Source organism: Anaerostipes sp. (assembly GCF_018381315.1).
In the GTDB taxonomy this organism is placed as follows: domain Bacteria; phylum Bacillota; class Clostridia; order Lachnospirales; family Lachnospiraceae; genus Anaerostipes.
Map to the genome: position 1 here is coordinate 61,450 of NZ_JAGZSD010000012.1, position 24,600 is coordinate 86,049.

Consider the following 24,600-nt stretch of genomic DNA (forward strand, 5'->3'; position numbering starts at 1 on the left):
GTTTTAGCAAACTAAATTTTTTACTCTCCGACAGTTACATAAAACCCTTTCTCCTTAAAACGCTGTTCTATAACCTTTATTTCCTCATCTGACGGCGGAAGAATTTCTCCCAAACTGTACTTCTGGTCAAGCTTTTCGTACTTAGCCACCCCCAATCTGTGATACGGAAGCAGGCTGATCTGACAATCCGGTGCATTCTTCATGAGAAAACTAATTGTGTTGTTTATATTTTCATCCGTATTGTTAACCCCGGGGATGACAGGAATTCGAACGGTCACCTCGGTTCCGGCCTCAATCAGTCTGCAGAAGTTATCCAATATCAGCCTGTTGGAGACTCCAGTAAATCGTTTGTGTTCTTCCTCATCCATGATTTTCAAATCATAGAAAAAGCAATCAATGTACGGCAGTATCTTTTTGTAAGTCTCCCATGCTGCATAACCGCAAGTTTCAATACAGGAAGATATTTGATGTTCTTTACATGCTTTTGCTAATTCACAAAGAAAATCTCCCTGGCTGGCCGCTTCCCCTCCTGAAAAAGTCACTCCGCCTCCAGATGTCTGATAATAAATTTTATCTTTTAAAATAACTTCCATGATTTCATCCACAGATCTGTTCTCTCCAGCCGTTGTCAATGCCTGGCTGTTGCACACATCCGCACACTGTCCGCACAGGCTGCACTTATCCCGGTCGATCTCGACTCCTCCGGCTCCAAATGAAAGTGCGCATTCAGGACATGTATCAATGCACTTTTTACATCCTAAGCACCTGGTCTTCCAATACATTAACTGACAGGCGGTTTTTTGTGTCTCAGGATTTGCACACCACCTGCATTGAAGCGGACATCCTTTGAAAAACACGACTGTCCGGATCCCCGGCCCGTCCTTTATGGCATATCTCTCTATCTCTGTAATGATCCCTGTTTTTTTACTTTTCAAAATTGTCTCCCTGTTTTTAAAGTTCATGTTCTGTACGTGCAATAATGTCATCTTTTGTTTTCTCTTCAAGGTCATTAAATAAAGCACTGTATCCGGCTACGCGGACAACTAAATCTTTATAATTCTCCGGATGCTTTTTTGCATCCAAAAGAGTTTCTGTGGAAGTAACATTAAACTGTACATGCCATCCGTCCAGCATAAAAAATGTACGTATCATATTGACTACTTTTTTCTGTCCGTCTTCCGTTGACATAACAGAAGGCGCCAGGCGGATGTTTAAAAGATTGCCCCCTGTAATCAAATGGTTTGGCATTTTAGCAACTGAATTCAGCACAGCGGTAGGCCCCATCCTGTCGGTTCCGTGATACGGCGAACACCCTTCTGATAACGGTTCGCCGGCTTTTCTTCCGTCCGGAGTTGCACCGACCGGAGCCCCCTGAGGAACGTTTCCGGAAATTGTTGCTGTACACGGATAACTGAGACAGCCAACAGGCCCTCTTCCGACACGTGCCGTAGGATATTTTTCTTGTTCTTTCATAAAATCCAAGTAAATTTCAGCACTGATCTCATCTACATAATCATCGTCATTTCCAAACTTAGGAGCCCGGTTTAGAAGCATACGGCAGATATTTTCTCCGTCCTTACCCTCAAAATTACTGTGAAGATATTTTAACAATTCTGATGGAGTAAGCCTTTTTTCTTCAAAAACAAGCTTCCTGACAGCTGCCAGACTATTTGCAGCATTTGTAATCCCTGTTTCGGGACCAGTGACCATGTCATAAATACTTCCGCCTTCCTTCGCAGTTTTGCCGCGGGCAAGGCAGTCTTGTACTAATCCGGAACAGAAGGCATCCGGAACAATATCTTCTATTGCATAATCAATACAATGCTCTCCTATAACACGCATTTTCACAACATATTCCATTTGCCTGTCATAAGCAGCCTTAAGTTCCTCCATACTGTCCATCTCTGCAAATGTTGTATTCTGCTTTAAAAGATTTCGTCCCGTTCTTAAATCATTGCCGCCGTTCATAGCAATTTCCAGGATTTTTGCAAAGTTTGTAAAGCTCATTCCTGCGCTTCGATATCCGAATTTCCCAGGAACAATTGGTTCAATACATCCGACAATTGCATAATTATTGGCGTCTTTCGGGTCTACCCCGCGGTTTATAAGAGAAGGAATCATAACATGGTCGCCGTGCATTGCCGGCATGCCAAACCCCAGTTTAATAATCTCTGCACATTTCATTAAATATTCTTCTGGATTTTTTTCATGATAGCGGGCAGAAACATTTGGCTGGGTTAATCTTGTCAGACTAACACTATCCAGACAAACCATTGTGAGATCATTGACTGCGTCATCTCCTTCCGGCGTAATGCCTCCCAGAGTAAGATTTTGATAGGTGGGATCGCCGCCGGAAAATCTTGTATGTTCCCATGGCCGTATCTTCACAACGCCAAACGCCTTCACCCATAAACATGCAAGCAGTTCCTCTGCCTGTCCCTGGGTTAATCTGCCTTCATCCAGGTCTTTTTTATAGTATGGATACAAATATTGGTCTAAACGCCCGAATGACATTGAATGTCCGTTACTTTCGATCTGAGATAAGAGATGGGCGAACCATACACACTGCACAGCTTCATAAAATGTACCGGCCGGATACTGAGGAACCCTCCTGCAGTTTTCAGAGATTTTCAGAAGTTCTGCTTTTCGGTCAGCATCCGTTTCTTCCCCGGCCATATGCGCAGCAAGCTCTGCATACCTGTGTGCATAGTCAATCATTCCTTCATATGCAGTGATGACTGCCTCATAGAAAATCCGCTTATGATGGTTTTGGGGAACAGTCAGATCTAAGGATGCTAAATGAGCCTTTGTCTCATCAATGATTCCCTGAGCCCCCACTGTTAAAATCTTTTCAAAATCCAGCATAATATGCCCATCCCCGGATGTCATATTCCCGCTTGCAGAAAGAACTTTTAACTCATAGGTATTTTTTACTTCTTCCGGAAGTGTGGCCCTGCACCGGTCTTCTAATGTTTTGCCCTTCCACCATTCTGCAATTTCTAAAAGTTCCTCCCGGACTTCTTTATCGACCAAAAAACGGTCTCCAGGACGTTGTGCAAGTTCATCAATCTCTTCAAAAATCCAGTCCACACAATATTCAGGGAAAATAGAAGCTGCCCGAAGAGATGCTGCCTGATTTCCGGCCAATAACTGGCCTTCCTCAATAAATAAATCTATTTTCTCCAAAATGTTCTTAAAGGCGTATGCCCGTCTTTTGATCATTGGTTCTGAAACATATGCCTTGTAGGCTTCTGTAAGATACCTGGCTCTTTGAACGCAGACCTTTTGTTCGACAGAAATAGATTCATCCTTTAAGCAGCGTATTCTTTTTAATTGCTGATCCGTCAGAGTACATTTTTGATACATAAGCTTCCCATCTCCTTCTTTGAATGTGATATTTGTAAATCAGTTTACAAATGTATATTATCACGCAATAAACAAGAAATCAATGCAATTTCAGAAATATCTGTATTCTTTTTATTTATATATCGGGTACAAATTATAATTTTGTAAATTAGTTTACGTTTTTTCAAAAGCAATCAGTCTGCTTTCATTGACATTTTGAAATATTGTTGACACTAATTATGCGGAAGTAGTATTGTTAAACTGACAGTTACACAATCTATGTTCTGATTTTACAGGAGTTTAATATGGCATTATCACAAGATTATAAGCATGACTTAAAGGTAAAAGCTGCTTATTATTATTACAAAAAAAACAAGAAGCTTTCAGAAATAGCTGATATTTTAAACATATCCAGAGTTACTCTCAATAAATTATTGGAAGAGGCGTTATCTGACGGAATCGTCCGAATTGATATTATCGATCAGGATAACATTACCGGAATTTTAGAATTAGAAGAGATGATAAAAGAAAAGTTTTCTTTAAAAGACATTCATATCGTTCCTTCTGTGTCAGGCAGCCATCATGATGTGGCATATGCAGCCGCCAGATTAGTGGATCATATGATGTTTGACGGTATTAAAATCTCCTTAACCTGGGGAGCAACATTGGAACTTCTTGTGGATTATTTAAAAGGCAGCAATTTTATCAGAAACATTGAAGTTTATACGCTGGTGGGAGCCCAGGGAACGATTGGCATGCAGATGCAGCCAAACACAATTGCACAGAATCTTCTAAAAAAATATAAAGGTACCGGTTATGTTATGAACGCTCCCTTTATGTGTGATACATCAGAAGCAGCACAAACGATCATGAATGACAGTTCCTTCACTTCCATTGTGGAGAAAACAAAAGATTCTGATTTAACGCTCGTTGGTTTGGGGCCAACACCGAACACATCCTCTAATATTACGGATATGCGTTATGATATGGAAATTGTTAAAGAACTGAAGAACAATAATGTATGTGGGGATATTTGCTCTAACTTCTATGATATATATGGCCAGATATGCAGAAATCCTCTCTGTGACAGATTTATTAAAGTGAGCATAGATGAGATCAGGCAGCATAAGAACGTGGTGGGCATTGCCAATGGAAACCATAAGGTTGCCTCAATTCTCGGCGCATTAAATGGAGGATATTTAGATACGTTAATTACAGACCAAAACACTATGATCAGTGTTATGGAGATGGCAGAACATTTAGGCATCTGATGGCCCGTATGAACTTTATTAAAGTCAGCAAAGCTCCATAAAACATATTGCTTCAATGGGCTTTGCTGACTTTAATTTTTTTCACAGCATGTTTCACAAACGCTGCAGTTCCAAAGCTCGCCGCAGATACAAAAAGAAACACCATCGGCACCGTAAGCCCCACTTCTAAAATCTGCCCAAATAGAATCTGTCCCGGCGGGATAGTAGCTGTGGCTGCCGCCGTAGAAAAGGCACTGGTTTTTCCAAGCATATCCCCGGGGACTGCCTGCTGCATATAGGTCAAAGAAATGACATTTGAAAGCCCCAGGGAAAGCATAACTGTAAATCCCCCTGCTGCAAAGGCTGATAAGTTTACGAAAGGACTTTGAGAAAGAATGCCGGCAAAACACATAAGGAAGAAAGCAGCCGGCATCAGATAAAGTACCCTGTGGATGTTCTCCATAGAAAAATATTTGGGACATATGCTGATCAGCATACCTCCTGAAATCATTCCAAGCACAGTAATTCCTTCCACAGTACCATAGATTTCAGATGAAAGTCCCAGTACGTTTTTAATGAAGTGAGGCGCTGCCACAGAAAAAACCGGAACAATAAACAGATTTGACAGGCCATAGGAGACTATCATTTTTAATACCACCGGCCTGGATTTTTTTAAGTACAAAAATCCCTGATGCATTTCCTTCACACTTCCCAGAAGGGCCGGCTTATTTTCAGATCTTTTTATCTCTTCCTGCATGCTGAGGCAGGTTTCCATCAATGCTGACGCAAAAAAACTGATTCCATTCAGCAGAACAATCCAGCGGATTCCAAAGAAACCATAGAGCATCCCGGCAACGACCGGTCCTGCAAAATTGGCAGCCGACCCAATCTGCTGAATGATGCCATTGGCCCTATAAAGCTGTCCGTCCGGCACAACCAGAGGTATGGAAGCCGTCACTGCCGGTGCGTATACAGTACTTGCTGCAGACAAAAGGATCATCGTCACCGCAATGACAGCCGGACGGTCATTCCCTGAAAACAAAACGACCGCATAACAGCTGATAACTGCGGCGCTGAACAGGTCTGTAAAGATCATCACTTTCTTTTTGGAGAAGGAATCTGTTATTTTCCCGGCCGCAGGGGCAAGAAGCACATAAGGCAGCATCGAGACAGCAAGAATCGCAGAAAACAGACCAGGGCTTCCTGTCAGATCCAGAACATAGAGGGACATGCTGAACCGCTGCACAGCACTTCCGAGCAGAGAGATCAGCTGCCCTGCTGCAATCATCCTGAAATTCTTCTTATTCACTGCTCTGCTCATTCCAATTCATACTCAGTACAGACAGGATATGATCCGCACTCGCTCATGGCAAGCTTTGCCCGAATACCATAGAGCTGCTTTAAATTCTCTTCTGTTATAACATCCGCCGGGGCACCCTCAAATACCATATTCCCTTCCTTCATTCCGATAATATGATCTGCAAATCTGGAGGCATGATTAATTTCATGTATCACCATCACAATGGTTGTGCCGTTCTTTTGGTTTAATTCCTTAAGGAGAGACAAAATTTCCAGCTGGTGGGACATGTCAAGATAGGTCGTAGGTTCATCCAAAATAAGAATCTCCGTTTCCTGTGCCAGGGCCATGGCAATAAATGCCCGCTGTCTCTGGCCTCCGGAAAGAAAGTCCGCCCTTCTGTCTTTCAATTCTTCGATCCCTGTGGCTTCCATAGCCCAGCGTATGACCTGATGGTCATGTTCAGACAGTCCCCCGACAGGCTTCTGGTATGGAAATCTGCCGTAGGCCACCAGCTCTTTCACTAAAAGCCCCTCGGGTACCTGAGGACTTTGGGGCAGGACTGCCATCTGTTTTGCAGTCTCCTTAGGAGCCTGTTTCCTGATCTGATTTCCGTTAATCAGGATCTCCCCTTTATCAGGCCTGAGTATCCCCGCCACAGTTTTGATCATGGTAGATTTTCCGCATCCGTTAGCTCCCACCACAACGGTAATCTTTCCTTCCGGAATATTCAGATTCAGTTTTGGTATTACGATCGTCTTTTCATAGGAAACCGTAATATTCCGTACTTGGATCTTTTGCTGTTCCATTCTTAACCTTTACCTTTCCTTCATCAGCAGATAAATAAAATACGGCACTCCGACCAGAGAAATCATAATGCCCGCCGGTATTTCCAGCGGAGAAAACAGAGTCCTTGCCAGTGTATCCGCGCCTAAAACCAGAATACTGCTTATACATGCAGCAGCAGGGATCTGGCGCCGGTGGACCGGTCCTACAAGGCGTTTCGCCAGATGCGGTCCGATCAGCCCTGCAAATGCAATATTCCCGGCTACGGAAGTGGCACAGGCTGCCAGACATACAGCAAGCACCAGAAGAACCTTCCTCTCACGCTCTGCGCTGACCCCCAAACCCACGGCCATTTCATCCCCCAGATCCATGACATCCAGAATTCTGTTTTTATAAAAAACCACACCTGTCAGTATCAGAATAATTGGCGCTGTCACAGCCGCATATATCCAGCTGCTTCCCCAAAGACTTCCCCCGATCCATGCCAGAGCCTGGTTATAGTCTCCCTTGGACATATTCAGCTGGTAAAGTGTGATGAGTGCATTGATCCCAGTATTTACCCCTATACCTGCCAGGATCATTTTTACAGGCTTCACACTTCCATTTTCCCTGGCCAGAAAATAAATGCATAAGAAACTGATAAAAGCTCCCGCTGCCGCTGCAACAGGCATCAGTAAGACTGTCTGCATGCCTATTGCCGAATAATAGACCGAATTCTGTGCAGATACCAGAAGCACCACGGCCATAGCTGCTCCCGCATTGATTCCGATGATGCCGGGCTCCGCCAGCTCATTTTTTGTAACACTCTGCAGAATACAGCCGGAGACAGAAAGGGCTGCTCCCACAAGAATTGCCGTCACTGCCCTTGGAAGCCTCAGGTCAAAAACAGCAATATTCTGCATCCCGTCCCCTTTTCCAAAAAGAGTTCTTAAGACATCACCTGCTGTCATCGAATAGCTTCCGTACATCAGTGCTCCCACAAAAACAGCCAGCAGTGAAGCAGTAAGCAGGATGGCTGCCATCCGTCTTCTTTTTTTCATCTGCTTGTCTCCTTTCTGATCATCCACAAAAACACAGGGACTCCGATGATGGAAGTGAAAAGTCCAACCGGTGTTTCATAGGGCTGGTTGGCTAAACGTGCTGCCAGATCCGCCCATACCATCAAAACACTGCCGCCCAAAAATGACAGCGGCAGCAGGCTTCTGTAATCATGACAAAACATTTTTCTGACCATATGAGGGATAATCAAACCCACGAAAGCAATATTTCCTGCACTGGCTGCACATACTGCACAAATAGGAATCAAAAGAAGAATGGAAATAAGCCTGACTTTGGCCGGACTCACTCCCAGACCCACAGCTGCCTCATCCCCAAGGCTTAAAACATTCATGCGTCCTGCCAGAAAACAGGACAGGATCAAGGCAAAAACCCCCATCGGGACCAGCATCGCCACATGTGCCCATGTGACTGATTTAAATCCGCCTGCTGCCCAAAAAGCAAGCTCCTGCGAACGATTCCCAAGGATGCCGATCAAAGAAGACAGGGACAGAAAAAATGTCCCTAAAGCTGTTCCCGCCAGCAAAAGCCTTGAGATAGTTAATTTTGATGTTCTTAAACAGAAGCCAAGCACAAGAATGCCTCCTAAAAAAGCTCCCAAAAGTGCGGCGGCAGTAATACTGAATAATCCTGAAACCGCCGGAAGAACACTTGCCGCTGCCACCGCCAGGGAAGCTCCCTGTGTCATGCCCATAATGGACGGCTCTGCCAGAGGGTTTCTGGTAACTCCCTGCATGACGGCTCCGGCCAAAGCCAGCATACCTCCGGTCAGTGCAGCTGCTGCTGTTCTTGGAAGCCTCACGTCCCGCACCAGTTTAATCTCCAGTGAGTCCCCTCCTTTTAAAAGTGCGGAAGCCACCGTATCAAACGGCAGCCTTTTTGCTCCTAAACAAACAGCCAGCAGCATTCCCGCGGTTAACAGAACTGCAGAAAGTATCAGAAAAACAGAAACCTTCTTATTCATTCATCTTCCCCATCAGGCTGTTCATTTCATCTAAAAATGCGAGCCGTCCGATGGAGCTGTATCCCTGGTTAAAGTATGGGCTGGCCGGAAGTTCCGTTACATGACCCTGCTTTACAGCCGGAAGCTCTTTCCACACAGAATTTTTGTTTAGAGCTTCCATATCATCTTTCGTACCAACAGCAAGAATATAATCTGCTTCAATAGATGCCAATCCTTCATAGGAAACAACCGGAAGACTGATATCTTTCTGCTTCGGCAGCCCCTTCGGACGTTTTAACCCCATATCTTCATATAAGATACTTCCGATTCCTGCCTTATCATAGACAAAGATCTGTCCTCCGCTGGCAAGAATTGAAAGATAGCTTTTATTTTCTCCGTAGGTTTTCTTTATCTCTTTTCCTTTTTCTGCAGCCTTTTTTTCATAAGACGCAAGCCATTTCCCGGCCTTGTCCTCTTTCTGCATAATCTTTGCCACCGCCTGCACGTCTTCCTTCCAGTCTGTCTGTGCCAGCTTCAGCATAACCGTCGGAGCAGCCTTGGACAGCTGCTGATACATTTTTTCCTGAACAGAGGAAATAATAATAAGGTCCGGTTTTAATGCCAGAATTTTTTCAACATCCATTTTATCCTGCATACTGTAGCCTAAGATTTCTGCTCCCTTTAATTTCTTTTCCAAATATGCCGGAAACTTTGTATAATCATAGGCATCTGAATTTGCAGTTCCTATTACAGAATAGCCAAGAACAGACAGGATATCACTGTTGCCGCTGATATCAACGATTCTCTTAGGATTGGCAGGTATCTCTACCTTTCCTTTTGCATCTGTGACAGTAACCGTTTTATCTTTTTCTTTTTCAGCCTGTTTGTCCTCCCTGCCTGCACAGCCTGCCAGCACTGCTGCCACAGCAGCCAGAACAAAAATGATGGTTATAAATTTTGACTTTTGATTTCCCATTGTACTTCTATCCTTTCTTCGTGTATACTATCTTTAGTTAGCCTAAGCTAACAACCTCGCAACGTATTGTACCGAAATCTGATTCGCTTTTCAATGAAAAGCTCCTGTATTCATTCAGTTGAATTAATTTGACATCTTATTGAATAAAAATCGAAAGGATTCAATCTTATGACAGTTACATCCAGCAAAGCTTTTCGTGAAGAAGTTTTAAGACAGCTTTCTTTCCAGCCGTATACTCAGGGAAACTGTACCTTATATAAAAATACATCGGCTCCTGAAAATGGCTGTTTCCTGTATTATTCCCGTCCAGGTTATTATGAGCTTGGAATTGCAGATTATACAGTGCCAAAGGATTTTCAGATTCAATTTGACAACCCTGAGCCCCTGATCCGGTTCGGAACCGTATATGAAGGCCGTACAAAATTTCAGTTAAAAAACCAGCAGGTATCTTCATTTTCGCCGTCATCCTTCTTTGTTGCAGAGAAAAATTTGAAAGGAAAACAGGCATGGCACAAGGGACAGCATTTCCATGGAACAGAAATCACTGTCCACAGCGCTTTTCTTGATGAAGTAGTTTCAAAAACTTTCCCGGAAGTCTTGTCTTTAAAGGACTTTAAACAAAATCACACGTACCGCTACCTTCCTCCGCCTGTGATCTCTGTCATACACCAGTTTAACAGTCTGTCTGCATCCGGACGTTTAACCCCCCTGTTTTTGGAAAGCAAAGTCCTTGAATGTCTTGCCCTTTTGACAGAGGAGATCAAAAAGCCAAAAGACAATATGTTTGCACACCAAATTGATTATGGGACTGTCAGGATTGGTTCAGACCGCTGGTTCCGCCTCACGGCTGCTGATCTTCATGCCATACAGGAAGCACACGATATACTGACTGAACAGGCGGTCCATCCGCCTACCATTGAAAAGCTGAGTAAGATGGTGTTTTTAAATCAGCAGAAATTAAAGGCAGGATTTGCAAAACAATATCATATGACCATCGGTGAATATACCAACAGCCTGAGAATGGCTATGGCTGCCGGCCTTCTCTCAACCACCGATCTTTCAGTCAGCGATATTGCAAAAAAGACAGGCTATCTGTACAGCGGCAATTTTTCTAAAAAATTCAAAAATCATTTTGGCGTAAGTCCGCTGGAATACCGCAGATCACAGTAATTGTTGAAATTTCTTTGATTTATTTCTATAATATTTTAGGAAAGGAAAATTTCATCTTTTGTTACACGCAAGAAAAAGGAGGACTAAAAAATGATTAACGCTTATAAAGCATATTGGAAACATTATTTTGATTTTAAAGGAAGGACATCCCGCGGGAACTACTGGTGGGCTATCTTAGCACAGTTTATTGTTACATTTCTGGTTGGCTTCATAGCAGGAATGCTGGATATAGAGGCCCTTCAGACATTGTGGTCTCTGGCAGTTTTCATTCCATCTATATCACTGTGTGTTCGGCGCCTGCACGACCTGGACCGACCTGGATGGTGGATCATACTTATGTATGTCCCAATGATTTTATTTATAGCAAGTGCTACTATGACAACCGTATCCTTATTACTGAATTCGGGCAGCACTACTGCCGGCGGGTTCGGACTTGTAACTTTGGTATTGGGACTTATAACCCTGGTTGTAGCTGTTTATTTTCTTATTCTGTTTGTAAAGACCGGAACAGAAGGAGCAAACCGCTATGGTATACCGGATAATGATTAATCAAAACCAGCGGGAGCATTCTGTCTTTAAGACAGAATGCTCCCGCTGGAAATATTAAAATTTTATTTATTTGATTTTACCTTCTTGTGTACAATAGAATTCCAATGCTCTGCTGAACTTTTTTGAATAATTGCTTCCGGCTACAGCTTTCCCCTGCATCTCAATACAAGCAGTTCTGCTTCCGTCAATAAAATCTTGTACATATCCGCGATTTTCCCAGTTTCCTCCTAAAACAGTATATCCAAGTTTATTAACTTTGCCAAAGAAACATCTTTTCAGAGTTTTATCGTAATAATATGTTCCGGTTATCTTACATTCTATCTCAACAGACTTCGTGTCATTTACTTTGACTGTAAAGGACTTGGTTTTACTAAACTTTCCGCTCAACGAACAAGGATCCTTTAAAATATTTCCGGCAGCGGCAACATTATGGAATTCAGCTTTCGATATATCTTTTATTGTCTTTTCAAAGGCCGCCGGATCCATAAAATCTTCATCTTTTATTTCTTTTAAAGGCAATAAGGAAATACTTTGTTTGGTTTCCTGGTTCACTTCTTCACATATCTTTTGATACTTCTGATAATAATCCTGTTTTTTCCCATCTGCTGCAGCTTTCACTAATCTTCCTCCCAAACTAAGTGAAAGGCATAAAATCAGCACCACACTGAACAACCGCTCCAGTTTCTTCATAAGCATACTCCTTTCAAATCCGCTGCCAATAGAATTTTATGATAAATATAGTTATATATTAACACAAATTTCTCAGTTTGTATGCCTTATAACTGATTTTGTACTGCATTGGACCTGTCAAAAAGTATATTTATTTATCCTGTATTTTTAACTTCCACATACCCTTCAAAAAATCAGGAGACAGCGAGGGCAATCGCTGTCTCCTTTTAACATTTGTTTTTCTGTGGAGAAAAACTATCAGGTGTTACTATAATCATTAAAACGTGATAATATTTCGGAATTTATCCCCCTGGACTGCTGATTCCAAAGCATCTTTAATGTTTTCTGCCGGATATACGCCGCTGATGAATGGTTTTAAGTCAATGACGCCCCCGGATACCATCTGGGCCGCTCTCATAAAATCCCGGTCATTAGAGTTAGCTGTTCCAAGAATCTGAATGGATTTTCCATGTACCCAATTCGGATCAAACGGAACCGGCTCTGCCGGATGAATAGAACTGTAAAGTACTATTTTCCCTGCATTGCTGACACACTGAAATGTATCTTCTACAACGGCCGGTATCGGTGTTGTGTCAAAAACCACCTGGGCTTTGATTCCTCCGGTCACTTCTTTTATCTTCTGTTCCAAATTATCCTTAGCCGGGTTGATCACCGCCTTAGCTCCAAGAGTTTCGGCAAGCTTTAGTCTTTCTTCATTAACATCGGATACAATGACTTTAGCTCCTCTTTTTGTACAGATGGCTGTGTGCAGCAGACCCATAATTCCGCAGCCAATGACCAGTATATTGTCTCCCATGCTTACCTGAGCCGTCTCTACACTGTGTACCACACAGGACACAGGCTCTATGATGCACGCTTCTTCCGGTGAGACATCACTGTATTTAAACAGACAGTCCGGCGGGACCAGAAGGTATTCGCTGAATCCCCCCATCCCCTTGTGCGGAAGTCCCGGAAGATGTGCACTATGGTCGAAATGTTCACAGCTCTGTTCATTTCCAGTCTTACAGTAATAACAGTTCCTGCACGGAAGCGTTACCCCTGCCACAACTTTATCGCCAATGCTCCACTCATCCCGGTTGACCTCATCCCCCAGTTCTTCAATATGTCCTGCGATTTCGTGTCCTCCGATGAATGGGAATTCTACTTTATTTACTCCTGTATAAACCCTCTGTTCCCAAGTGCAGACTGCCGCTGCATCGACTTTGATCAAAATCTTATTTCCGGATGCCGACGGTCTTTCGCATTCCTGGATTTCTACCTGTTTTATGTCCGTAAATACTGCCGTTTTCATTTTTTTGCTCAAAATAGTTCCTCCTGTTTTAACCTAAAATTCCTGTCAGTCCAAATACCGCACCGATGATTACTAAGATCAGCATCACATATGTAGATTTCATCTTCTTGTTTTTTAATAAATAGAGAGTCAGCAAAGTAATGCCCAAAGGAATCATCCCCTTTAAAAGCTTATCTAAGACATCTGCCTGGAGGGCGAGTTTCGCAGCTCCTACCTTGATCTTCATATGGGACTCGGCCGTTACATAGTTTGCTGTCAGAGATCCCAGAACTGTTGCTCCCATAATGGATGCCGCTGAAATCAGCTGTTTCATTTTTCCTCCGCCAAGGATTGCCTCAACGCCTGTCTTTCCTGTCTTATAGCCTCTCATATACATTAAGTATGCGATAGGCAGCATAATCCCTGCCATCAGAGCGGCAAATGCAACTGCTCCCATAACATTTCCGCCGGAGGCAATGCTGATACCGACTGCAAGCAGGATCGGCTGCAGTGTTCCCTGCCACAAAGTGTCTCCGATACCGGCCATAGGGCCCATAAGACCGGTTTTTACACTATTGATCGCATCGTCTGTAATATTTGCACCGTTAGCACGCTCCTCCTCCATCGCGACAACCATACCGTTGATGATGCCGCCAAAATGAGGCTCTGTATTATAAAATGCCATATGACGTTCCATAAACTTCTTTTGCTCTTCCTTATTCCCAGGATATAATTTTTCGGGAAGATGGGACATGGATTGAAGTACACCGCTGGCCTGCAGGCGTTCATAGTTATAGTTTGAGTGTGAAAAAAAGGTCCACTTCCAAAATGCTCTCAGTACATCCTTCTTGCTCAGGGAAACTTTTTTATTATCTGCCATTAACTTTTCCTCCTTTATTCGAAATCTTCATCGAAATCATCGTCAAACCCGCCTGCTCCTGCTGCTGCCGCTGTATGCTTTTCTTCCGCCAGGGCAACAACTCCGGTGTAAATATAGGCAACAATTCCGGCAATAATGGCGATCGGCATAGTATCAAGGTTTAAATAAACCGCAATGATAAATCCAAGCACATACCATAACAGGATTCCTGGTTTGCTGATGGCTCTCAGGTTCATGGCAATACCAATGGCCGGCAGCAGTCCTCCGATAACTTCCAAAGCCTGAAGCGGCCGCCCGCTCAATGCATTGATGATATTTGTGACCACATCTGATCCAAAATAGCATCCCAGCGCTACCGGAATACATCCAATTACAAAAGCAAAGGCCTGAGGCGGCACAATATGAAGGAATTTTGCCTTTTTCATATTTCCTTCTTCCGCTGCTCTGTCAATCATATGTACAAAAAATACATCCACAGTCATATGAACAACCCAGATGATTGTTCCCAACAGTCCGATCGGCACTGCCAGGGCAATTGCTGCGGTCGGTTTCACTCCTGCTGCCATAGCCAGAGCCGTTCCCAAAGTACCGGCCAGTCCCGGATCTGTAGGAGGTGCCCCGCCTGCTGAAATATAAGCAATAAACGGAAGCTGAATTGCGGCACCGATGACAGCGCCCTGAACCGGATCTCCAAGAATAAACCCTACCAAAACACCGGATACCAGCGGCTTTTGAATGATTGTGCTTCCCAGCAGGGTAAGCCATGGGGTGCCATTGATTCCAAGGTAATACACGATTCCAATGAGAATCGCCTGAACAACTGAAATACTCATAATTTTTCCACCTTTCTTTTCAAATGTCTAAAGCAGCTTTGCCACATCAACTTTTGCATCTTCCGCTATAATCTGTATTTCTGTGCGGCATCCGCTGTCAACAATCTTTTTAAGAATCTCCTTTTCTTCTTCGGAAGCGGAAATATTTTTATAAAATTTTTCACGGCCGCTGCCTGCTCCCATTCCGCCGATATTTAAATGCTCAAATTTAATGCCCTGTTCCATAAGGCTGAGAATCGTCTTTGGATACTTCACCAAAATAATGACTTTGTCATCAGGTTTGAATCCCTTTTTAAGCCTTGCCGCCGCCTTTTCTGCCGTAAATACACCAAGTCCTACATTGCCCGGCACCGCGTTTTTTAACACTGTTTTCATAAATGGATCAGCTGCTGACTGGTCATCAATCACCATGATTTTATTGGCACTTGTAAAGTTCAGCCATGATGTCATTACCTGTCCATGAATCAGTCTGTCATCAATCCTCGTCAAAACAATTCCCTGCATCTTCGTTCCTCCTATATTTCATCCATTTCAGTATCGTTCAGCATCTCTTCATACTGCTTATGCAAAAGGACTACCGGCTGGTTACCGGCTTCCTCACATATGCTTACCAGTTCATCTAAACTGCTTTGATCCCTCATCATAACTGCCTGCACTGCCATTCCCATACTGACACCTGCAATCGCTTTAAAATTGTCTGTATTTTCCATGCATTTCATCACCATGTTAGATGGGCTTCCGCCTAAGATGTCCACAAAAGCCAGTACTCCGTCCCCATCATCCAATTCCTGTACGGCTGTTCTGATTTTTTGCTCAAGATCATCTATCCCGTCTCCGTGATACAGCCCGATTGTTTTTACCTTCTCCTGTTTCCCCGCAATCAGCTCCACTGCATTTAACAGTCCTTCTGCAAACCCTCCATGGGTTGCGATCAATATTCCAACCATTCCCGCTCCTCCTTTTCTTTTATAAATCCATCATAACAGGGGGATACTGAAAATGTTTTCTTGTTCCGCCGTCCTCTCTTTTTATGTTTTCTGTGAATGTGCGGAAAAGTGAACGCTTAAGATTAAACAGAAATATGAAAATCCAAAAATCTCCTTTTCAATAACCAGTCAACCTTTTGTTAAAAATACCTTTTATTTTACTTTCTGCAGATAGCTGAATTGCCAAAGATAAAACAGTGCTCAAAAAAATCCCCGGAGCTAATGCTCCGAGGATCTTCATTTCATATGTCATCTTTTCATAAATTCAAATAGTCGATCAGCGTCCTTGCAATAATCTGCAGCGGAAGCCTGGAAACAATATCAAAATCTTCAATCGTCTTGTCTCTTTGGTTATACCCCAGTACAGACAGATCCGAATAATCTTCCAAATCTGTTTTCGGAAGGCAGCAGCAGGTCACCACATTGGCCCCTACTTTTTTTGCATTTTTAGCCGTGAGCAAAAGCTCCGGTGTACTGTTCTTAATAGAAAAAATAATAATCAGATCCCGTTCACGAAACAGTTTATCCGATTTTTTCATAACCTCAGAGTCAGAGAGCATATATGTATTGTAGCCCAGCAGCTGAAGCTGAAGCTCCACATCTTTGGCAATCCACGCCGTTGATCCCCTGGCAATGATATAAATCTTTCTGGCCGTCTTAATAAAACGCACTACCTTAAGAATTGTTTCCGCCTTCAGGATCTCGATAGTTTTCATACACTCTGTCACCGATCTCTGAAAGATCTCATTGACGATTTCACCTTCAACGATCTCCTCCATCTGGGCTGAGAGCTTATATCTTAATTCCGATAAACTGTTATAACCGCATTTTCTAACTGCACGCGACACAGTGGGAGGCGAAGTAAAACTCTTCTCAGCCAGCTCCGTAATTGTGAGCTTTAAAAACTCATTTTCATTTTGATTAATGTATTCGATAACCTGCCGTTCGGCTTCTGTCAGCTGCTGCTTTAATTCTTCTGTAATCTCAACTATCATTTCCGGATCTTCCTTCTATTTTTTGAGCATTCTCTTTAAGTATGCGGTATCAATCAAATTCACCGTCTCAAATTTTCCTTTATAAAATACACCCCAATTATTAAAAACGCAAGGTAATTCTTTTGCTTTCTTAAGTGTATCCACTTGAATGAAAGATGCAGGAACATGGTTCATTTCACAATACGTTCTTATCTTCTCAATGTTTTGATACACATAAGGACACTGCATGTCATAATAAATCGTGAGCTCTTTGCTTTCAATTTTCTGTTTTTTAACATTCTGCGCAAACTTTGGCACTGTTCCGTCAAAGGAAAGCGCCAGCAGTTCGTAACCATTCTCAGAGGTATCAATAGTCTCAAAACCAAACTTCCTGGCAAATGCCTGGTCAGAAAGCCAAGCTTTCTGTTTTTTGGCTCCCAGCATACAAACTCCGGATTTACCCTTTTCTTTGGCATCTGCCAAGCAGTACTCCATGAGCATTTTCCCATACCCTTTGCCTTTATAGTCTCCTGAAACCCATAAACAGTACAAATAATAATAATTTTCACCGGTTATAGGGACCCATGCTGTCTCCAGAGGCGCATACTCAATAAAAACCACACCCTTCTCATTTAACTTTCGAAAGACATGGCCTTCCCTGAGCCGTTCGGAAAGCCACTGACGTTTTGCTTCGATTCCCGGGTGAGTCTTTCTGCTGCGGATAATACAGCATAAATGTTCATTCGAAAGGTTTTCCTCTGATAAATTTATAAAATCAGGATTCATATGTACCTCCGCTTTCAATTAACATCTGCTCTTCTTAAATCATATACTATTCTCTGGAAATAATCAGCAATTATTTAAAAAAGAACCTTGTAAACAATCTATACAAGGTTCTTTTATTAATGAATTATTAACAGATCTCTGCACCTGCCGGCATGTCCTTTTCAGGAACAACTAAGGCAAGCTCTCCTTTTTCATTTTCCGCACAGAGCAGCATTCCCTCAGACAGTACTCCCGCAAGCTTGGCAGGTTTCAGATTCACCAATACCATAACCTTCTTGCCGACCATCTCTTCCGGCTTATAATATGCCTTGATTCCGGAAACAATCTGCTTCACTTCACTTCCCACACGCACCTGGGAGCAGAGCAGTTTTTTGGACTTCTTCACTTCTTCACAGGCAATGATCTCACCTACCTGGAACTGCATTCTACCGAAATCTTCAAATGAAATTTCTTCTTTCGGTTCAATATCAATCACAGGCCCTTCTGCCGCCTGCTGCTGTTTTTTCATCAACTCTTCAGCCTGTTCAAGAACCTCTTTTTCGTCCAGGCGGGCAAACAAGATCTCCGGCTTTTCTGTCACCTTCGTACCGCTCTTGTAATGTCCGAATGAGTTCAGATCCTCAAAGCTTCTCGGCTCAGCATTCAGCTGTTTTAAAATCTTTTCTGAAGTTTCAGGCATATACGGCTCCAGCAAAGCGGCTCCGGTTAAAATACCTTCCACCAGATTATATAAAACTGTAGCCAGACGGTCCTTCTTGGCATCGTCTTTTGCCAATACCCAAGGCATGGTTTCATCAATATATTTGTTGCATCTCTTAAAGACATTAAAGATCTCTGTCATGGCATCTGCCACACGGAGCACATCCATCTTTTTCTGCACCTTGTCTCTTGCACCTGTGACTACAGCCTTCAGCTGGTCATCAAACTCGTCTTCAGCACCCTTATCCTCAACAATGCCGCCAAAGTATTTGTTGGACATGGAAATAGTACGGTTCACAAGATTTCCTAAGGTATTTGCAAGGTCAGAGTTCATACGCTCTACCATAAGCTCCCATGAAATCACACCGTCATGCTCAAACGGCATCTCATGAAGGACAAAGTACCGCACAGCATCTACACTGAACATATCGGCCAGATCATCTGCATACAGTACATTTCCTTTAGATTTACTCATCTTTCCGTCGCCCTGCAAAAGCCATGGATGTCCGAATACCTGCTTTGGAAGAGGAAGGTCAAGGGCCATCAGGATGATCGGCCAGTAAATCGTATGGAAACGGATAATATCTTTTCCGATCAAATGCAGGTCTGCCGGCCAGAACTTGTTAAACTGGCCTGTGCTGTTCCCGTCACAGTCATATCCGATCCCTGTAATATAGTTTGTCAGAGCGTCCAGCCATACATAGACCACATGTCCTTCATCAAAGTCTACCGGGATTCCCCACTTAAAGGAGGTTCTGGACACACACAGATCCTGAAGCCCCGGAAGCAGGAAGTTATTCATCATTTCATTCTTTCTGGACTCCGGCTGAATAAACTCCGGATGAGTATTGATATGCTCAATAAGCCTGTCCGCATATTTGCTGAGCTTTAAGAAATATGCTTCTTCCTTGGCCGGCTGTACTTCACGCCCGCAGTCCGGACATTTGCCGTCCACAAGCTGGCTTTCCGTAAAAAAGGATTCACACGGAGTACAGTAGAGCCCCTCATAGTGGCCCTTATAGATATCTCCCTGCTCATACAGCTTTTTGAAAATCTTCTGTACCTGGGCTTCATGGTCCGCATCCGTTGTGCGGATAAACTTGTCGTAGGAAGTGTTCATCAAATCCCAGATCCGCTTGATCTCTCCTGCCACGTCATCTACAAATTCTTTCGGTGTGACACCCTGCTCTGCCGCTTTTAATTCCACCTTCTGTCCGTGCTCATCGGTTCCGGTCTGAAAAAATACGTCATAGCCTTCCATTCTTTTATATCTGGCAATACTGTCTGCCAAGATAATCTCATAAGTATTCCCGATGTGAGGCTTGCCAGATGTATAAGTAATCGCAGTTGTTATATAATATGGTTCCTTGCTCATGTTTCTCCTCCAATTTCGCATTATACTGTGTTTTATTATAGTACATCTTGCAAAGATAGTCTATTTTTTTCCTTGAAAAAATAGTATAATAGTATCTAAGAGATTCTATTCAGAAAGGATTCTTATGCATAAATATACATATCGTAAGTTTCTTGCATTTACCATGGCTGTGATGGTTGCATTTACGGGCTGTTCCAAGGGATCAGGTCCCGGCCGCACCTCAACAGTAAAAGAATCAGAATCCACCAAAGACAAAGCATCGGACCGGCAGAAGTTTGACTCCTATTTGAACCAGCTTTTCAAGGAAGACGTCAATTCCAATACGGTCAATCTGCATTATACCCTTGCACATCCGGAGCGCTACGGCATCAAGGAAAAAAAGCCCAGTCTGGGCAGCATAAATCTCAAGGATCTTGACCAGGCCGAGGCTAACTGCAAAAAAGAGATACAAAAGCTCAAGGGTTTTCATTACAAGAAGCTTTCCAAAAGCCAGAAGCAGTCTTATGACTATCTGATGGACTATTTTAAGCGGCAGCTGCGTCTTGCCCCTTATCCTTATCTGCAGACAGTTTTAAGCCCCACTCTCGGTACCCAGGCACAGCTTCCTGTAACCCTGTGTGAGTTTCCTTTAAGAAACAAGGAGGATGCAGACACCTATCTCTCACTGCTCTCAAAGGTCAGCTCCTATTTCGATACGGTGATCCGCTACGAAAAGGAACAGGTCAAGCGGGGATATTTCATGTCAGATGCGGATGTAGATGCCGTCTTAGAACAAATCAACGATTTTACGCGGGCCACCGACCACAATTACATGATTGAGGTGTTCAACACCAACATTGATTCGGTCCCGGGCCTCAGCACAAACCAAAAGAGAAATTACCGGAAACAAAACCGTCAGCTGATTTTAGAAAAAGTGATTCCGGCTTACGAAAATCTGTACAGTGATCTGAAGAACTTAAAAGGGAATGGCAAGAACAAAAAGGGATATGCCCATTTCAAGAATGGAAAGGCATATTATTCTGCTCTTGCATCCTGCAAAACCGGTTCCGATAAAACTGTACCCCAGATGATCAAAGCCACGGAAGATCATCTCTTATATCTTCAGACAGAGATGACCGAGATCATAAAAAAAGATCCCTCCATCTATCATGCGTTCTTAGATCTGGACCTGAATAAATATTCAAGCAGAAAACCGGAGAAGATCCTTGCACAGCTGAAAGAAAAGATTAAGAAGAAGTATCCTGCTGCCGCGGATGTGAAATGCAGCATCAAGTATGTTCACTCTTCCCTGGAGCAGACTTCCAGTCCGGCATTTTATATGATCCCTGCCATTGATGACTATAAAAGAAATGTCATCTACATTAATAAGGCGCAGACCGGACAGGAATCTCTTTACCCGACACTGGCCCATGAGGGTTATCCGGGACATTTATACCAAACAACCTATTTCCACAGCAAAAAGGAACATCCGATCCGCTATATCCTTGATTATCCGGGCTACAGCGAAGGCTGGGCAACCTATGTGGAGATGGATTCTTACAGTTATCTTGATATGAAGCCGGAACTTGAGCCATTAAAAAAGCTCCTTCCGGACAATTATTTATATAATATGGCATTGAGCGCCAGAGTGGATCTGGGTGTCAACTATGAAGGATGGAGCGTTGACGAGGCCGTCAAGTATATGCAGCAGTACGGAACCATCAGTTCCTCCGGCATGAAAGCCCTCTACCGCTATGTCATCCAGAACCCTGCCAACTATTTGTGTTATTATATCGGCTACTTAGAGTTCATGGAATTAAAAGATTACTATCAACAGAAATCTGGAAATGCTTATGATGAAAAAGTTTTTCATAAAATCATATTAGATGCCGGACCTAACAGCTTTCGTATACTCAAACAACGCATCGACGAGAACCTGTAAATCCGGGTACGGTCTTTGTACCTGCAAAACACATAAGTTTAGGAGGAAAGATTATGTCAACAAAAGCACGCTACACCCATGACGAAATTGGAAAAGGAAAACCAGGGTTTTCAAAGACCCGTTCCATTATTGAGGCCGCATTTTACGGCAACAATGTCATTGAGGTCGTAAACCTGAAGCAGGCATATGAGCTTGCAAAAAACTCACCGGGTACCATTGTCACTGACATGCCGGTTTACCGCGGGGAGGAATTCGGCCTGAAAAAAGATTCCAAGGTTTTATTATTTAATGACGGTTCTGTCACCGGACGCTGCGCAGCAGCCAGAAGAATTGCCGGAAGTCCCAATGTAGACACCAACGACCTGGATCTGAAAGTTATGGACGCGATTTACGATACACGCAAAAAGACAATGTATCACGCAGAGGTTTACATCGGTCTTGATCCTGAATTTATGGTGAAAGCTCATCTTCTGATTCCTGAGGGCGAAGAAAACATTCTTTACTCCTGGATGCTCAACTTCCAGTATGAGTCTGATGAATATAACAAGATGTACAAAAAGTCCCGCCCAATAGGAAGTGAATCTGATATTTATATCTTTTCTGATCCTCAGTGGAGCCATCCGGAACATCCGCTCGGACTTACTTACTTCAATACTCAGACTAACTGTGCAGCTCTGCTTGGAATGCGTTATTTCGGAGAACATAAAAAAGGCACTCTTACCATTGCATGGGCTATTGCCAACCGAAACGGCTACGCTTCCTGCCACGGCGGACAGAAAGAATACCGCTTAAGCCCGAACAGCAGCTATGTGGCTTCCTTCTTCGGCCTGTCCGGTTCAGGAAAGTCAACACTTACCCACGCTGTGCACAATAATAAATATGATATTACCGTTCTGCATGACGATGCATTTATCATCAACACAGAAACCGGTTCCTCCATTGCTATGGAGCCTACTTACTTTGACAAAACTGCTGACTACCCGACCGGATGTGAGGACAACAAATATCTGCTGACAGCACAGAACTGCTCCGCTACCCGGGATGACAAAGGCAATATTGTTCTTGTCACAGAGGATATCCGCAACGGAAACGGCCGTGCCATCAAGTCAAAACTCTGGTCTGCCAACAGGGTAGATAAGATTGATTCCCCGGTCAACGGTATCTTCTGGATCATGAAAGATCCGACGATTCCGCCGATCATAAAAGTAAACGGTTCACACCTGGCTGCCGTTATGGGTGCCACACTTGCCACAAAGCGGACCAATGCAGAACGCCTTGCTCCAGGAGTAGATCCGAACCGTCTGGTTGTAGAGCCATATGCAAACCCATTCCGTACTTATCCTCTGGTGGACGACTATAAGAAATTCCGTTCTCTTGTAAAAGACCGACACGTAGAATGTTATATTTTAAATACCGGTGATTTTATGGGCAAAGACATTACGCCAAGTGTTACATTATCTGTTTTGGAACAGGTGGTTGAAGGCAATGCCCAGTTTAAACCGTGGGGACCTTTCAGCAATATGGAAACCATTGACGTGGAAGGCTATATCCCTGACTTTAATGACGAAGCATATGTAAATACCCTGAAAGCAAGAATGACAGAACGTCTCAATTTTATCTTTGAAAAGGATACGGAGGACGGCGGATTTAACGCACTTCCTACAGAGGCAAAGGAAGCACTTGCAAAAGTTATCAGCGAAGCACACAACCATGTAAAATAAAAGTGAGGTGAATTCTTACCGTGACAAAAGAGCAGTTAAATGACATAGTGGTGAGTCTTTTCCATGAGATTTCATATCAGGAGGAAAAGGCCGTTATCACAGCGGAGTTCAAAGACATTTCCAACAAAGAACTGCATATCATTGATGCTATTGGAGCCGGCAGCCCTAAAAACATGTCTTCCATTGCAAAAGCTCTGAATATCACGGTAGGTACCCTGACCATAGCCATCAACAGCCTTTTGAAAAAGGGCTACGTCATACGAAAACGCGGCGAACAGGACCGCAGGATTGTATATATATCCCTGTCTGACAAAGGCCGGGAGGCCTTTGAACACCACCGGAAGTTTCACCGCGATATGCTGGAGGATGTTCTCTCCCGCCTGGATGACGATGAAGAACGGCTGCTGATCCGGATTATGGAATACTTCCGGGATTATTATGAAATCAAAAATATTTAAAAAGGAAAGCCGGAATCATTTCGATTCCGGCTTTCCTTTTTTACTGCATTCCGGTAAGGATCACACTTGCCATAACTCCTGCAAAGGTTGCCAATAGAGCTCCTGTAAGGGTATATCTCGTCTTCTTTATATGTACTGCTGAAAAGTAGATGGACATTGTATAAAAACACGTCTCTGTTGAGCTTAAAATAATAGATGACAAAACTCCCTGGGCCGAATCCGGGCCAAAATTTTTAAAAATATCAAGCAGAAATCCTGTAGCAGCTGAGGATGAGAATAACTTTGCAAAGATTACCGGAAGCACGTCCTTTGGTATCCTCAAAAGCTTTCCAAGCGGAGTCAGCGCAGAAACTAACAGGTCCAGAGCGCCGGAAGTCCTGAAGATCTGTACCGCCAGGAATAGTGCGATAAGCGTCGGTGCAATCTCCATGACCACCTTAAACCCATCCTGTACTCCTTCCAAAAATGGCTGGTACATTTCTTTTTTTGATATCAGTCCATATAGAATAATGACAAACAGGATTAAGGGAATAATAATTCCGGACAGCGATACAATCACATTCACGTCCCACCTTATTTCTTCATACTATAATATATCCAATGCCCCTTGTCCCATATGCCAAAAAAAGAGACAG

Annotated in this window: 23 protein-coding genes; 6 read left to right on the forward strand and 17 right to left on the reverse strand. The window is 43.3% G+C overall.

The features are described from left to right. Positions 1–20: 20 nt before the first annotated feature. Together KH180_RS10525 and KH180_RS10530 are read right to left on the reverse strand one after the other, a co-directional pair. Positions 21–935: a glycyl-radical enzyme activating protein gene (locus KH180_RS10525; RefSeq protein WP_290760051.1), complete on the reverse strand. Its 915-nt coding sequence runs from the start codon at positions 933–935 to the stop codon at positions 21–23. A 16-nt stretch (positions 936–951) separates the two neighbouring features. Then, positions 952–3,366: a glycyl radical protein gene (locus KH180_RS10530; protein ID WP_290760053.1), complete on the reverse strand. Its 2,415-nt coding sequence runs from the start codon at positions 3,364–3,366 to the stop codon at positions 952–954. A gap of 284 nt (positions 3,367–3,650) precedes the next feature. Between KH180_RS10530 and KH180_RS10535 the strand changes: the two genes are divergently transcribed. Continuing rightward, entirely contained in the window at positions 3,651–4,616 is a 966-nt protein-coding gene (locus KH180_RS10535) for a sugar-binding transcriptional regulator (protein ID WP_290760055.1), read from the forward strand. Between the two features lie 52 nt (positions 4,617–4,668). Here KH180_RS10535 and KH180_RS10540 read toward each other — a convergent pair whose 3' ends face one another. From KH180_RS10540 to KH180_RS10560, 5 genes are read right to left on the reverse strand one after another with little or no spacing between them, the layout of a single operon-like run. Next, entirely contained in the window at positions 4,669–5,904 is a 1,236-nt protein-coding gene (locus tag KH180_RS10540) for an MFS transporter (protein ID WP_290760057.1), read from the reverse strand. An 8-nt stretch (positions 5,905–5,912) separates the two neighbouring features. Next, positions 5,913–6,701: an ABC transporter ATP-binding protein gene (locus KH180_RS10545; RefSeq protein ID WP_290760060.1), complete on the reverse strand. Its 789-nt coding sequence runs from the start codon at positions 6,699–6,701 to the stop codon at positions 5,913–5,915. Positions 6,702–6,710: 9 nt separating this feature from the next. Further along, complete coding sequence (locus tag KH180_RS10550; protein WP_290760062.1) at positions 6,711–7,718, reverse strand: FecCD family ABC transporter permease; 1,008 nt, start codon at positions 7,716–7,718, stop codon at positions 6,711–6,713. Next, the gene (locus KH180_RS10555) at positions 7,715–8,698 is read right to left on the reverse strand and encodes a FecCD family ABC transporter permease (RefSeq protein ID WP_290760064.1); all 984 of its coding nucleotides are present in this window, start codon (positions 8,696–8,698) and stop codon (positions 7,715–7,717) included. The genes KH180_RS10550 and KH180_RS10555 overlap by 4 nt, the downstream gene beginning before the upstream one ends. Continuing rightward, positions 8,691–9,653 (reverse strand): ABC transporter substrate-binding protein, encoded by a 963-nt coding sequence (locus tag KH180_RS10560; RefSeq protein WP_290760066.1) that lies wholly within the window; start codon positions 9,651–9,653, stop codon positions 8,691–8,693. The genes KH180_RS10555 and KH180_RS10560 overlap by 8 nt, the downstream gene beginning before the upstream one ends. A gap of 168 nt (positions 9,654–9,821) precedes the next feature. Between KH180_RS10560 and KH180_RS10565 the strand changes: the two genes are divergently transcribed. Continuing rightward, positions 9,822–10,823 (forward strand): helix-turn-helix transcriptional regulator, encoded by a 1,002-nt coding sequence (locus KH180_RS10565; protein ID WP_290760068.1) that lies wholly within the window; start codon positions 9,822–9,824, stop codon positions 10,821–10,823. Positions 10,824–10,913: 90 nt separating this feature from the next. Continuing rightward, positions 10,914–11,372: a DUF805 domain-containing protein gene (locus KH180_RS10570; protein WP_290760070.1), complete on the forward strand. Its 459-nt coding sequence runs from the start codon at positions 10,914–10,916 to the stop codon at positions 11,370–11,372. A gap of 66 nt (positions 11,373–11,438) precedes the next feature. On the opposite strand, the gene KH180_RS10575 is transcribed toward KH180_RS10570, so the two are convergent. The 9 genes from KH180_RS10575 to metG all read right to left on the reverse strand — a co-directional run bounded on the left by KH180_RS10575 (position 11,439) and on the right by metG (position 19,865). Further along, positions 11,439–12,062, reverse strand: a complete 624-nt coding sequence (locus KH180_RS10575) for a hypothetical protein (protein ID WP_290760072.1) — start codon at positions 12,060–12,062, stop codon at positions 11,439–11,441. 256 nt (positions 12,063–12,318) lie between these two features. Further along, positions 12,319–13,365 (reverse strand): zinc-dependent alcohol dehydrogenase, encoded by a 1,047-nt coding sequence (locus KH180_RS10580; protein ID WP_290760074.1) that lies wholly within the window; start codon positions 13,363–13,365, stop codon positions 12,319–12,321. Between the two features lie 16 nt (positions 13,366–13,381). After that, on the reverse strand, positions 13,382–14,212 hold the full coding sequence (locus KH180_RS10585) for a PTS system mannose/fructose/sorbose family transporter subunit IID (RefSeq protein ID WP_290760076.1): 831 nt from the start codon (positions 14,210–14,212) through the stop codon (positions 13,382–13,384). Between the two features lie 14 nt (positions 14,213–14,226). Then, on the reverse strand, positions 14,227–15,045 hold the full coding sequence (locus KH180_RS10590) for a PTS mannose/fructose/sorbose/N-acetylgalactosamine transporter subunit IIC (RefSeq protein ID WP_290760078.1): 819 nt from the start codon (positions 15,043–15,045) through the stop codon (positions 14,227–14,229). Positions 15,046–15,072: 27 nt separating this feature from the next. Continuing rightward, positions 15,073–15,549 carry a PTS sugar transporter subunit IIB gene (locus tag KH180_RS10595; RefSeq protein WP_290760080.1) on the reverse strand — a complete coding sequence of 159 codons (477 nt, stop codon included), beginning with the start codon at positions 15,547–15,549 and terminating at the stop codon, positions 15,073–15,075. 11 nt (positions 15,550–15,560) lie between these two features. Further along, positions 15,561–15,992 (reverse strand): PTS sugar transporter subunit IIA, encoded by a 432-nt coding sequence (locus KH180_RS10600; protein ID WP_290760081.1) that lies wholly within the window; start codon positions 15,990–15,992, stop codon positions 15,561–15,563. A gap of 296 nt (positions 15,993–16,288) precedes the next feature. Beyond that, entirely contained in the window at positions 16,289–17,026 is a 738-nt protein-coding gene (locus tag KH180_RS10605; protein ID WP_290760083.1) for a MurR/RpiR family transcriptional regulator, read from the reverse strand. A 15-nt stretch (positions 17,027–17,041) separates the two neighbouring features. Next, positions 17,042–17,791: a GNAT family N-acetyltransferase gene (locus KH180_RS10610; RefSeq protein WP_290760085.1), complete on the reverse strand. Its 750-nt coding sequence runs from the start codon at positions 17,789–17,791 to the stop codon at positions 17,042–17,044. A 127-nt stretch (positions 17,792–17,918) separates the two neighbouring features. Further along, on the reverse strand, positions 17,919–19,865 hold the full coding sequence (gene metG, locus KH180_RS10615; protein ID WP_290760087.1) for a methionine--tRNA ligase: 1,947 nt from the start codon (positions 19,863–19,865) through the stop codon (positions 17,919–17,921). Between the two features lie 124 nt (positions 19,866–19,989). Between metG and KH180_RS10620 the strand changes: the two genes are divergently transcribed. Genes KH180_RS10620 through KH180_RS10630 form a run of 3 tightly spaced genes read left to right on the forward strand, consistent with a single transcriptional unit; the run spans position 19,990 to position 23,965 of the window. Further along, a complete protein-coding gene (locus tag KH180_RS10620; protein WP_290760089.1) occupies positions 19,990–21,786 on the forward strand; it encodes a DUF885 domain-containing protein in 1,797 nt (598 codons plus the stop codon). Positions 21,787–21,839: 53 nt separating this feature from the next. Further along, positions 21,840–23,507 carry a phosphoenolpyruvate carboxykinase (ATP) gene (locus KH180_RS10625; protein ID WP_290760091.1) on the forward strand — a complete coding sequence of 556 codons (1,668 nt, stop codon included), beginning with the start codon at positions 21,840–21,842 and terminating at the stop codon, positions 23,505–23,507. A gap of 20 nt (positions 23,508–23,527) precedes the next feature. Further along, entirely contained in the window at positions 23,528–23,965 is a 438-nt protein-coding gene (locus KH180_RS10630) for a MarR family winged helix-turn-helix transcriptional regulator (protein ID WP_290760093.1), read from the forward strand. Positions 23,966–24,005: 40 nt separating this feature from the next. Here KH180_RS10630 and KH180_RS10635 read toward each other — a convergent pair whose 3' ends face one another. Then, positions 24,006–24,530 carry a spore maturation protein gene (locus KH180_RS10635; protein ID WP_290760095.1) on the reverse strand — a complete coding sequence of 175 codons (525 nt, stop codon included), beginning with the start codon at positions 24,528–24,530 and terminating at the stop codon, positions 24,006–24,008. Between the last annotated feature and the right edge of the window lie 70 nt (positions 24,531–24,600).